The organism is Paenibacillus sp. JNUCC-31, from assembly GCF_014844075.1.
In the GTDB taxonomy this organism is placed as follows: domain Bacteria; phylum Bacillota; class Bacilli; order Paenibacillales; family Paenibacillaceae; genus Paenibacillus.
Genome location: NZ_CP062165.1, coordinates 2,626,168 through 2,638,267, shown reverse-complemented (window position 1 = coordinate 2,638,267; position 12,100 = coordinate 2,626,168). Strand labels below are relative to the sequence as shown.

Genomic DNA, 12,100 nt, shown 5'->3' with positions numbered 1-12,100 from the left:
GGTAACCAAGAATGGCCATTCGTGTAACCTCAGGCATGATGAGCACTCAGATGCTGAGTAACCTGAATCGTAACCTGAATCGTATGGACAACATGTCCAATCAGATTTCCACCGGTCGTAAAATCAATAAACCATCAGATGATCCTGTTGGTGTGACTTATGCGCTTCGTTATCGTGCAGAGTTGGCTGCGAATGAGCAGTATCAATCCAACACGGATGCGGCGGTAAGTTGGCTGGATGCGACGGATTCGAATATGCAGCAAGCGCTTGATGTAGTGAAAAGGTTAAAGGAGTTGGCTGTCCAAGGTTCTAATGGTACTCTTCCGGATAACGGAATCGAAGCAGTTAATCTTGAAGTAGAAGAACTGAAGAAGCATCTTGCGGAAATTGGAAACTCGCAGATTCGTGGAAAGTATATCTTTAACGGACAAACTTATGATAAACAGCCTTATGAACTATCCTCTGGTGTAACAGAGTATTATGATGTTGAGACCGATAATCAAGCCGTTATGTATTCGATCAGTGAGCAGGTCAGTTTTCAAATTAACACTTCCGGCTCAGATTTTTTCGGAGGTAAAGGTGAAGCTGACAACATATTTAAAGTTATTGATAATCTTTCGACCGCATTAGCAAGTGGTGATCAGGCTGCTGCACAGCAAGAGCTAAAGAATATAGAATCCAGGTCAGTGAAAATGCAATCCAGCTTATCAGAAGTCGGTGCTCGTAGTAACCGAGTTCAATTAGTACAGAATCGTTTAAGCGATGAAAGCTTGAATTTTACTACTCTTCAATCAAAAATTGAGGACGCTGATGTTGCAAGCCTGATGATTCAGGCTTCGTCCGCACAGACGATCTATGAAGCAGCTCTTAAATCTTCTGCTCAAATCATGCAACCCACACTAATGGACTTTATGAGGTAAATATTTGATTTTAATCATAGATACACCGTAAGCTATGGACAGAGAACAGTCCGTAGCTTTTTTTACTAATTTAGGAGGATGAACAAAATGAATCAGGACAATAAAGTTGGTACAACTGAAAAGCAGACCTTAAAAGAAACATATACTTTTGTTAAAGGGATCCCAGGATTTGAAGAACTAAAAACGTTTGATTTGCAGCAGCATGACGAAGTGTTCAGTCTCTTCAGTTCAGTTAAAGAACCGGCTGTAGCCTTTGTAACCGTAAATCCATTTGATTTTCATCCGGAATATGAGTTTGAACTTTCACCTGAAAACGTAGAAGATTTGGGTGTAACAGATCCAGATGACGTAGGGGTTCGTTGTATTGTCACACTACACGATGAGATTCGAAACGCAACCGCAAACTTGCTGGCTCCAATTGTGTTCAATAAACAAAATAAAATGGGCAAACAAATTGTGTTGCAGAATACAGAATACAAAACCAAACATGCATTATGGAAAGATGAGGCTTCTTTCAACAAGGATGGTGACATCTAATGCTGGTACTTACACGTAAAAAAGGTGAATCTATTGTCATTTCAGATGATATCGTGCTGACTGTGCTATCTGTAGATGGAGAAAATGTGAAACTTGGTATAACAGCTCCGAGGGATATTGATATTTATCGTAAAGAAGTTCTGGAAGCAATTGAGCAGAACAATCAAAACGCGGCGATGAATCTGGAGATATTGCAAAAAACGATCAAAGAATTCGGGAAAATAAATGATTAATATTGAAAATGTATTTTAGTCAAAAAACTATGATAAAAAATAGAAAAAAAGTTGAAATGGCTATAAACAAATTATGTCATGTCGTCGATATATATATTAAGGCGGTAATCTTCAGGGCGGCCGACCTGTGAAGACGCTAATACCACATGGATGTGGGCATATAACCATTTCAGGGAGGAAATAAAAAATGATTATCAATCACAACGTACCAGCTTTGAACACTCACCGTAACATGACTTTGAATAACACTGCTGCAAGCAAAAACATGGAGAAATTGGCTTCCGGTTTGCGCATCAACCGTGCTGCTGACGATGCTGCTGGTTTGTCCATCTCCGAGTCCATGCGTGGCCAAATTCGTGGTCTGGAGCAAGCACAACGTAATGCTCAAGACGGAATTTCATTCGTACAAACAGCTGAGGGTGCGATGAACGAAGTATCCTCCATGTTGACTCGTATGAAAGAACTGAATGTTCAAAAAGCGAGCGGTACTTATGGTACAGAAGATAAAGCTAACATTGATTCAGAGTTGACTGAATTGTCCGGTCAAATCGACCAAATCATTGACACGACTAAATTCAATGGTAAAGCGATCACTGGTGGTGCTGATATCATCGTTAGCGATGACGGTACTACAAAAATCGCTATTGGAACGATTGATACAAGTACTTTCAAAGGACTGAATTCAACTAAAACTACTGCAGATATTGAGACCGCTATTAAAGGTGTTTCCACTGAACGTGCGAAACTGGGTGCTGTTCAAAACCGTCTGGAGTACACTTCCAACAACTTGGGTACTACTGTTGAGAACTTGACTGCAGCTGAATCTCGTATCCGTGATACAGATATGGCTAAGGAAATGGTTGCTCTGTCCAAGAATAACATCTTGTTGCAAGCTTCCCAATCCATGCTGGCGCAAGCCAACTCTGCACCACAAGGCGTTCTTTCCTTGCTTCGTTAAGATTTACAATCAATTCAGAGGTCTTGATTTTCAAGGCCTCTTTTTTGTTGTGCTTGAAAGATGAATTTTGGGATTTCTCTATATTAACCTAAATTAAGTCGAACTTTAACCGATATATATAGTAATTGAAACTACATACCGGCACATTTTTAGATCAATCAATGATTATGATAGGAGGATGATACATGGATACGAAATTATCAACACAAACTTCATTAAATTCTATGCCCTCAATTGGCCATTCATCTGCTTCATCAACTGGATCTCCTATTTCTGATTCAAAGGAAAACCAGAAGATTAGAACTTCGACTACAGGCAATACCCCTCTGGATCAAGAAAAAATAATCGCTGATCTTCAGAAGGCTATTCGTGCCATTCAAGGCCCCCAAAAGGCATTTGAGATTTCTATGCATGAACAAACCCACACGATTATGATTAAGGTGTTGGATAAGGAAAGTGGAGATCTGATTCGTGAGGTTCCTCCAGAGAAAATTTTGGATCTTGCAGCACGAATGATGGAAATTACGGGACTGATTATTGATGAGAAAATCTAAGGGGGATAAAAAACGATGAGACTCACAGGTCTTGCTTCAGGTATGGATGTTGATGCAACGGTAGCTAAACTAATGAAAGCTCAAAGGTTACCATTAGACAAGCTTAATCAACAAAAGCAATTGGTTGAATGGAAACGTGAAGGTTATAGAGAAATAAGTTCAAAGTTGATTACATTCTCGAATACAAACTTAATGAATTTGAGTTTGAGCAGCTCAACTCAAACCAAAAAGGCTGAAGTTAGCGGAACGGCCGGTGTAGTATCTGCTTCAGCCACAGGAGCGGCGAGTACGGGTTCACTTGATATTAGTGTACAACAACTAGCTAAGGCAGCGAGTACTGTAAGTACCACGGGAATTGGTAATAAGCCAGGCTCGACTCTCATTTCCGACATTTCAGCTGAAACGAAAATTACAATAAACGATATTGATATAAACATTGATGCTACAGATACAATTGATTCTATGATCGCTAAAATCAACAACAACAAGGAAGCTGGGGTGACAGCTGTATATGACCCAACACTAGGCAAGCTTTCTTTAACGAACAAAGCCACAGGAGCTGATGCACAACTCAGTTTTAGTGGTGATATTATTGATAAATTCAATCTGGCAACACCATCGGTTGGTCAGAATGCAAAGTTAACAGTTAACGGAATTACTATGCAGCAATCATCTAACCGATTTACATTGAATGGTGTAGAAATTAACTTGACAGGTGTTCACACTACCGGGCAATCATCCAAAATTGAAGTGGTACAAGATACTGATAAAATCGTAGACAACGTTAAACAATTTGTGACTGCATATAATGAAATATTGGCGGCGCTTAATAGCAAGAGTGATGAAGAAAGGTATTTGAAATATACACCGTTAACTTCGGAACAAAAAGAGGGTATGAAAGAAGATGAGATCAAGCTCTGGGAAGATAAAGCCAAGAGCGGGATGCTGAAGAATGATAGTATATTAAAACAAGCAATCTCCGACATGAGATCTTCAATTATAGAGGATATTGATCTTGGCAATGGGAAAAAAATAAATCTTACCGAGTTAGGTATTACGACAGGAACTTGGTCTGAAAAAGGGAAGCTTTATTTGGATGAAGATAAATTAAAGCAGGCTATCGCTTCAGACCCAAATATTGTTGCTAATGCGTTTAGTTCAGGGAAAATTGGTTCATCTGGAACAAGTCAAAGATATGATGCCACGGATGGTATTTACACAAGACTGCGGAAAATTTCTTCAACTTCTCTAGAAAGCATGGCTCAAAAAGCGGGAACTTCCAAAACAAACAGTGATCTGAATTCATCATTTCTGGCTACCAGTTTGATGGGAGTAGAACTTAGAAATATTGACAATCGAATTACGACTATGAACAGTCTTATGACAAGGAAGGAGACACAGTACTATAAACAGTTCACCGCCATGGAAGTGGCGATTAACAAGTATAATGGTATATCTGGCTCACTTACCAGCTTCTTGTCTTGATTATAAGGAGGGTATATAATTGATTACTTCACCGTACCAAAAGTATCAACAGACGCAAGCACAGACTGCCTCTAAACCCAAATTGCTGATTATGTTATATGATGGAGCCATTCGTTTCGTCAATGTGGGGATTGAGGGTGTGGAAGAGCGGAATATAGAGAAGGCTAACAATAACTTTTGTAAGGCTCAGGCCATTATTAATGAATTAATTGCTTCTCTGAACTTTAATTACTCCATTTCTACTGAATTGTTGTCTATATATGAGTACTTGTTGAATCGACTTGTTGAAGCTAATATTAAAAAGAACAAGGATATAGCTATGGAAGTGTTGGAGCATCTTTCTGAACTGAGAGAAGCATGGTTAGAGGCAGCCAAATCGCCTGGAATGACAGCGGAGGGCTGAACGTGACTATCCAGCAAATCCTAATTAAATTAACGTTATTAACGGATCAAATGGTAGATAGGTTAAGTGAAGTGACGTATGAAGAGTTGGAGAGCTTTACGGGGGAGAGGGAGTTACTTGTTCAGCAACTCCTGGTTCTCCAAGAGAAGCCTACAGCAGATGAAAAAGAACAAATTGTGTCTATTCTTAGCTACGATTCTCTAATAAAATCTCGTATGGAATTCTTTAAAAACGAAGCTTCAAATTTCTTGGAGAAGCAGGGGGCAATTAAAGCTCAGCAAGTTGCGTATCAGACAGCTTACATTCCAGATAGCCTGTTCATTGATGACAGAAAGTGACAACGAAAACCGAATTTTCATAGAAAATTCGGTTTTTTAATTTTTCTACTATACTAATGAGTTAATTTTCTGGATCATGTATGCCGATATATTAAATAATGAATAATGGTTTTGGATGTTTTTATATTAGTCAAATTCTCATTTGAAACTAAACTCATAGAGGAAGAAGAGGAAGAAGGCTATCAAATATATATCCAAGGAGATTTTGAATATTTGCAAAATAAATTATAACCTGTTTCAAATATAATAATCAAAAAAAACGTGATTTAGGGAGTGGAATGATTATGAATACTGCAGCTGCGCTTGTTCCAAAATATATGTTAGATTTCAAGTGTATTGGATCTGATTGTGAGGATAGTTGCTGTATAGGATGGAATGTGCAAATTGATAAAACAACCTATACCAATCTAACGAGTGTCTCACAAAAAGCTTTAAGGGATAACTTTAAATCGGGTATTGAAAAGGTTGAAACCCCTTCAAGAACCAATGACCAGTTTGCAAAAATGAAAATGGATAGTAAAACCGGATGTTGTTCCATGTTAGACGAACAAAAGCTATGTACTATACAAGCTTCGCTTGGAGAAAGATATTTGGCACCCATATGTGCTACGTATCCACGTAATATATTCTGGGTAAATAACGAGCAGGAAATCTCTGCAGTGATGTCGTGTCCAGAAGCGGCCAGATTAGCATTGTTGAACCCTGAAAAAATGGAGTTTACACATACCGAGGCCATGCTGCAAAAAAACGCTCAATCGAAAGGTCAGGTTTTTACTGATCAGCCAAATCCCACATTCATGAATTTTTTCTGGGATATCCGAATTTTCACTATTGAAATTATTCAAAATAGGAATTACAGTTTTCCACATAGGTTAATCATAATGGGTTTGTTCTGTGAACAACTGCAACGGTTAATCGATCAAAACCTAGAAAGTGAAAGTGATATTAAAGGTCTTATTGAAAATTTCAAAGAGATGATCAATAACAACGCAGAGTTACAGGACTATGGAACTTTTCCCCAGGATCATGAATTTCAATTTATTGCACTAAACAATATTATCTCTAAAAATCTTGGAAGCATAGGTTCAAATGCAAGATTTGCTTCTTGTGTGCAAGATTATTTAGATGGACTCAATGAGCACAAAGATTCAGACGATAAACTAGATTTAGTTAATTTTTATCAAAAGGGTTATCATTCTTATTATAAACCCTTCATGGATGAATATGAGTATATTTTTGAAAATTATGCTGTTAACTTTATCTATTCCCACTTATTCCCTAAGAGTGAGAGCAAAAATGTTTATAAGGTATATACAATATTGGTAAGTCATTATGTATTGTTAAAGCTCCTTCTCATTGGTATGTCAATTAAACATAAAGGATTAACAACAGATAAGGTCCTTAAACTTATTCAATCGTTTACTAAGATATCTGAACATACAAATGTATATGTGAAAAATATAATTGATTTTCTTACTGAGAAAGAATTTTCTTCTATGGGACATTTAAGTTTACTAATTAAAAATTGATTTAAACTAACTAGTGTGCTTAATGGTTGAAAACATATCACAAAAGCTACTGGAGCTCAGAAGTGAGCTATAAGGATTAAAGGTGTATCCGATTAGAGATTAAGCAACAAAAATCTACAAAAAATTCCAAGAAAACATTTACGTTACCAATTGACAATGGATAACTTTAGGTGATATAGTCTGAATTGTGGGCAAGGGTCTTTGACACAACCTCACTTCATTTGATGACGAAGGGAATGTTAGTGCATGCAAGGTAAAGTAAAATGGTTCAACGCAGAAAAAGGTTACGGTTTCATTGAAACTGAAGACGGCGGCGACGTATTCGTACATTTCTCCGCAATTCAATCCGAAGGATTCAAAACTTTGGAAGAAGGTCAATCCGTAGAATTCGACATCGTCGAAGGCGCGCGTGGACCGCAAGCAGCTAACGTAATCAAATTATAATCATCCGGACAATCCGACCTACATATATGGTTAGATGGTTACCAATTGAATTATCGCTAGCATCAGACTCCGGTTTTTCCGGGGTCTTTTTTTGTTTAATAGATTCGATATTTGAGGATCAGTTGAGGTCAATATTCGTATGAGTCTGGCAGATACAACAGGTAAATTGATGTTCATTTTACATAACAGATTGAAGCAGCTCGGAAACGGTTAATTACATCATCAAGCGCCTATTAAGATAATCCATGTTAATGAATGATTATGCCTCAAAATGGAGAAATATCGCGAAATATGGCGGTAAGCCTATGTTGGCTGATGTGGCTTGAACAGATGTCATTATTCGGACACCTGGAGTTTTTACATGGCGCTTACATTCGTGTTATAATGAAGTGGCAAAGGAAAAGGAGGAGTGCCCTATGAATTTAAGTATTCGAGGTCAACAAATCGAGGTTACCGATGCTTTGAAAGATTATGTCGACAAAAAGTTGAGTAGACTCGAGAAGTATTTCGATGCACCCCTTAACTCTGACGGTGCTGTTACATTGAGCACGACGAGAGGCTTGCATACGGTAGAGGTGACGATCCCTTTGAAAGGCTTTGTGCTCCGCGCCGAGGATGAGAGTGACGATATGTACGCTTCCATTGACTCCGTGGTAGACAAGCTGGAACGTCAGATCCGTAAACACAAAACAAAAATTAACCGTAAGTTCCGCCAGGAAGGCAGCCTGAAAACGCTCTTCGTGGAAGATCCGACAGGCACAGTGGCTACTGCTGAACTGGATACGGAAACGGATGACGATGATTTGGAAGTGGTTCGGACGAAACGGTTTATGTTGAAACCGATGGACGTGGAAGAAGCCATTCTCCAAATGAACATGGTTGGCCATAATTTCTTCGTATTCTCCAACATTGAGAATGAAGAAGTCAGCGTTGTATACAAACGGAATGATGGAAAATACGGTTTGATCGAACAAGGTTAATGGATTGATGATAATACCTAGCCTAGTTTTAATGATTGAATCTATGAATGACTAAACCTATGTTTGAAAAGAAAAAGTAATTACTTAATGAAAACGAATAATGACAGGGATACAATGCTTCCTGTATTGGAATTAAAAAACTAACAAGAGCCTCCATCCTTTATGGGATGGGGCTCTTTGGCGCGCGGCGGTGGCTGGAAAAAAGTCGCTGAAGCAAGATTGTGAAACTATTTCCCATGCTGCTACGTCTAATAGATAGTAGAAATGCGACAGATCCGTGGAAAGGATATACTAAATTTTCATAGCACGAAGATGTCATGGCAGATATAATTCTCAGATGTATTCTTTTTCTCTATATTGAGATTGAGATTTTCATCCAAATTTACCACTGAAACTCGTTAACATGGCTTATCTTCCTGGGAAATGAAACGGCATAAATTCAGGCTTCCGCTAACGACTATGATTTTTTGCACTTATTCTCCTTCCGAGAGGCTTCAGAAGTTCAAAGAAGTGTACCGTGGCTTGTTGCGGGGACCCTTACAAACTGTTACAATTTATACAAAGAGAATCATTGTCCTGATGAGGAATTGTCAACGAATGATCACTAATCATAATCAATGACAGGCACAGCACCATGAACATGATTCATAAGGATCGGTATTCGGTTTTTTCTAATAAACCGGATCCGGATGAATTACCGAATCAGCTTCATGAGGGAACCTTGGCAAGCCTGGAGTTGATTCATCCATATTATTATTTATATCGTTTGTCACCCCCGGGCAAGTGGATACATATCCATCCGATGGTGTCGCGCGGCGGCAGCAGGGGGTCTATTCTGTTTTGCACGAAAGGGGTATACCATGCTAGGACTTGTCAAAAAGATCTTCGGCGACATGAACGAACGTGATGTTAAACGTCTGATGAAGACAGTCGATGTGATCAATAAACTGGAACCACAATTTCAGGCTCTGTCTGATGAACAACTGAAATCCAAAACGGATGAATTCCGTGCCCGCATTGAAAAGGGAGAAACTACGGATGAACTTCTTCCGGAAGCATTTGCAACCGTACGTGAGGCATCTCGCCGTGTACTGGGCAAACGTCACTATGACGTACAGATGCTCGGAGGCATTGCCTTGCATGAAGGCCGGATTTCAGAGATGAAGACGGGTGAAGGTAAGACACTGGTAGGAACACTCCCGGTATACCTGAATGCATTGATGTCCAAAGGTGTACACGTGGTAACGGTCAATGATTATTTGGCTCAACGGGATAGCCAGGAAATGGGACAAATTTATGAATTCATGGGCATGACGGTAGGGGTTAACCTGAGCGGTATGGACCATGCGTTGAAGCAACATGCTTATGCATGTGATATTACGTACGGAACGAATAACGAATTCGGTTTTGACTATTTGCGTGACAACATGGTGTTGTACAAAGAGCAGATGGTACAGCGTCCATTGTTCTTCTGTATCATTGATGAAGTGGACTCCATTCTGGTCGATGAGGCGCGTACACCTCTGATCATTTCGGGACAAGCTCAGAAATCGACAGACCTGTACTACGCAGCTGACCGTTTCGTGAAACGTTTGGTTCCAGAAGAAGACTTTACGGTGGACATCAAGGTGAAATCCGTAGCGTTGACTGAAGCTGGTGTGGCGAAGGCGGAGAAAGCGTTTGGTATCGAAAACTTGTATGATCATGCCAATGTTACGCTCAACCATCACATCGTACAGGGGTTGAAAGCCAACGTAATCATGCGTCGTGACGTCGATTATGTGGTGAGTGATGAGGAAGTACTGATTGTCGATGAGTTCACTGGCCGTCTGATGGCAGGCCGTCGTTATAGCGATGGACTACACCAGGCGATTGAAGCCAAAGAAGGCATTGAAGTACAGAACGAGAGCATGACACTTGCTACGATTACATTCCAGAACTATTTCCGGATGTACCGCAAGCTTGCGGGAATGACGGGTACAGCGAAGACTGAGGAAGAAGAGTTCAAAAAAATCTATGGTCTTGAAGTATTGCAAATTCCAACCAACCGTCCGAACAAACGGAATGATATGGCTGATGTGGTGTACAAGAGCATCGACGGCAAGTTCAAAGCGGTTGTGGAAGAAATCGTGGAACGTCACAGCAAGAACCAGCCGGTTCTGGTTGGTACGGTATCGATTGAGAACTCCGAGCGTCTTTCAGACATGCTGAAACGCCGTGGAATCAGACACCAGGTATTGAATGCCAAGTACCACGCTGAAGAAGCGGAAATCATCTCAGGTGCAGGTCAAGCAGGCGCGGTGACGATTGCAACCAATATGGCTGGACGGGGTACAGATATTATCCTGGGCGAAGGTGTCGCTGAAGTGGGCGGTCTTCATATCATTGGTACAGAGCGTCACGAATCTCGCCGGATTGATAACCAGCTGCGCGGACGTGCAGGACGTCAGGGTGACCCGGGTTCCACACAGTTCTACCTGTCACTGGGTGATGAGCTGATGAAACGTTTTGGTGCAGACAATGTATTGAACATGATGGAGCGTCTTGGTTTTGAAGAAGACCAACCGATTGAGAGCCGGATGATTACCCGTGCGGTAGAGTCGGCACAAAAACGGGTTGAAGGTAATAACTTTGACGTACGTAAAGTCGTTCTCCAATATGATGATGTCATGAACCAACAACGTGAAATTATATATAAACAGCGTCGCGAGGTGCTTGAGTCCGAGAATATCAAACAAATTGTTATGGATATGATCAAACCTTCCATTGAACGCATCGTCGAAGCGCATTGCGGTGACGATATTCCGGAAAACTGGGAACTGCAGGAAGTTGCTGACTACATGAACAGCAAATTGCTGGATGAAGGCTCCGTAACGAAGGATGATCTGTGGGGCAAGGAAGCCGAAGAGATTATCGATTACCTGTTTGAGAAAGTTCAGAACAAGTACAATGCACGTGAAGAACGAATCGGTGAAGAGATGGTTCGTGAGTTCGAGAAAGTGGTTGTGCTCCGTGCAGTAGATAGCAAATGGATGGATCACATTGATGCGATGGATCAATTGCGTCAAGGTATCCACCTTCGTGCTTACGGCGGTACAGATCCGCTGCGTGAGTACCAGTTCGAAGGCTTCGAAATGTTCCATCAGATGATTGCTTCGATCCAGGAAGAAGTGGCAACCTATGTGATGAGAGCGCAAATCGAGAGCAATCAGGAGCGTCAGGCGGTTGTGGACGAAAGTCAGATCTCGACCAGCGGCGAACCTGCGGAGAAACGTCCGGTAAAAGTGTCTGACCAGATCGGACGTAACGATCCTTGTCCATGTGGCAGCGGCAAAAAGTTCAAACACTGTCACGGTCAAGAGTAGTTAAACGACTCTCATATATTACCCTGCGTATAAGTTGGATCTGAATTTTTTACACCATAACGGAGAGTGCAGAAGCAATCTGGAGAAGCGAAGCGTTCGCATTTATCACCGGATTTTTCCCTTGTGAAAGGGAATCAAGAAAATCTGGGGATAAGAGTGATCGGAAGATGCTACTGTAATTGGAGTGGTAAGGTGTAACGAATGCTGGATCAACTTAAATAGAATGACATGAACGGCTCCTTGCGGCCGGGTATTCTAAATGATCAAGTGAAGGATGCACAACCTGTCATTGGTGCATAGTTATAACTATGTGACCATGTTCATGGAGAAGGGATTGCCGATATAAAGGTAACC

12 protein-coding genes are annotated in these 12,100 nt (G+C 40.6%); all 12 read left to right on the top strand.

Annotation, left to right across the window (positions count from 1 at the left end; genetic code table 11):
* The first annotated feature begins 11 nt into the window (after positions 1-11).
* Entirely contained in the window at positions 12-920 is a 909-nt protein-coding gene (flgL, locus tag JNUCC31_RS11525) for a flagellar hook-associated protein FlgL (RefSeq protein WP_192271229.1), read from the top strand.
* Positions 921-1,007: 87 nt separating this feature from the next.
* The gene (gene fliW / locus JNUCC31_RS11520) at positions 1,008-1,457 is read left to right on the top strand and encodes a flagellar assembly protein FliW (protein ID WP_192271227.1); all 450 of its coding nucleotides are present in this window, start codon (positions 1,008-1,010) and stop codon (positions 1,455-1,457) included.
* Positions 1,457-1,690 carry a carbon storage regulator CsrA gene (gene csrA, locus JNUCC31_RS11515; RefSeq protein WP_192271225.1) on the top strand — a complete coding sequence of 78 codons (234 nt, stop codon included), beginning with the start codon at positions 1,457-1,459 and terminating at the stop codon, positions 1,688-1,690. The genes fliW and csrA overlap by 1 nt, the downstream gene beginning before the upstream one ends.
* A 187-nt stretch (positions 1,691-1,877) precedes the next feature.
* Positions 1,878-2,648, top strand: a complete 771-nt coding sequence (locus JNUCC31_RS11510) for a flagellin N-terminal helical domain-containing protein (protein WP_192271224.1) — start codon at positions 1,878-1,880, stop codon at positions 2,646-2,648.
* Positions 2,649-2,833: 185 nt separating this feature from the next.
* Positions 2,834-3,202 carry a flagellar protein FlaG gene (locus JNUCC31_RS11505; protein ID WP_192271223.1) on the top strand — a complete coding sequence of 123 codons (369 nt, stop codon included), beginning with the start codon at positions 2,834-2,836 and terminating at the stop codon, positions 3,200-3,202.
* A 15-nt stretch (positions 3,203-3,217) separates the two neighbouring features.
* The gene (fliD, locus tag JNUCC31_RS11500; protein ID WP_192271222.1) at positions 3,218-4,687 is read left to right on the top strand and encodes a flagellar filament capping protein FliD; all 1,470 of its coding nucleotides are present in this window, start codon (positions 3,218-3,220) and stop codon (positions 4,685-4,687) included.
* Positions 4,688-4,706: 19 nt separating this feature from the next.
* On the top strand, positions 4,707-5,090 hold the full coding sequence (gene fliS / locus JNUCC31_RS11495; RefSeq protein ID WP_192271221.1) for a flagellar export chaperone FliS: 384 nt from the start codon (positions 4,707-4,709) through the stop codon (positions 5,088-5,090).
* Positions 5,091-5,092: 2 nt separating this feature from the next.
* Positions 5,093-5,428 (top strand): flagellar protein FliT, encoded by a 336-nt coding sequence (gene fliT, locus JNUCC31_RS11490; RefSeq protein WP_192271220.1) that lies wholly within the window; start codon positions 5,093-5,095, stop codon positions 5,426-5,428.
* 284 nt (positions 5,429-5,712) lie between these two features.
* Positions 5,713-6,957, top strand: coding sequence for a flagellin lysine-N-methylase (fliB, locus tag JNUCC31_RS11485; RefSeq protein ID WP_192271219.1), 1,245 nt, complete (start codon positions 5,713-5,715; stop codon positions 6,955-6,957).
* Positions 6,958-7,203: 246 nt separating this feature from the next.
* Positions 7,204-7,401: a cold shock domain-containing protein gene (locus tag JNUCC31_RS11480; RefSeq protein ID WP_024631599.1), complete on the top strand. Its 198-nt coding sequence runs from the start codon at positions 7,204-7,206 to the stop codon at positions 7,399-7,401.
* Between the two features lie 416 nt (positions 7,402-7,817).
* A complete protein-coding gene (hpf, locus tag JNUCC31_RS11475) occupies positions 7,818-8,381 on the top strand; it encodes a ribosome hibernation-promoting factor, HPF/YfiA family (RefSeq protein ID WP_192271217.1) in 564 nt (187 codons plus the stop codon).
* Positions 8,382-9,241: 860 nt separating this feature from the next.
* Entirely contained in the window at positions 9,242-11,746 is a 2,505-nt protein-coding gene (gene secA / locus JNUCC31_RS11470; RefSeq protein WP_192271215.1) for a preprotein translocase subunit SecA, read from the top strand.
* Positions 11,747-12,100 lie beyond the last annotated feature (354 nt).